At 71.3% G+C, this 369-nt stretch carries 1 pseudogene; it reads left to right on the plus strand.

What is annotated here, in order from left to right:
• Nucleotides 1–369 (plus strand): annotated as a pseudogene (locus IG84_RS0137365) (hypothetical protein); the annotation flags it as partial.

The following is a 369-nucleotide window of genomic DNA, read 5'->3' on the forward strand; positions in this document are numbered from 1 at the left end:
ACACGGCCGTGCAGAAGGCCCTGTCCCTGGTGTCGTGGGTGCGCGGCCTGCCCGGGCGGCTGATGTCGGCGATCGGCAACCTCAACCGGCTCCTCGTCGGCGCCGGCCGCGCGCTGATCCAGGGCCTGATCAACGGCATCACCGGCATGGTCGGCGCGCTGAAAAGCAAGCTGTCCGGGATCACCAGCATGCTGCCGGACTGGAAGGGCCCGATGCGGGTCGACATGCGGATCCTCGCCCCGTCCGGTGCCGCGCTCATGTCCGGCTTCATGGACGGCATCGCCGCCCAGACACCGGCCCTGCGCGACCAGCTGCAGGGCATCACCGGGTCCATCCCCGGCATGACCGCCGACGTCACCCCCACCGGGG

This window comes from Streptomyces ochraceiscleroticus, from assembly GCF_000720485.1.
Taxonomy (GTDB): Bacteria; Actinomycetota; Actinomycetes; order Streptomycetales; family Streptomycetaceae; genus Streptomyces; species Streptomyces ochraceiscleroticus.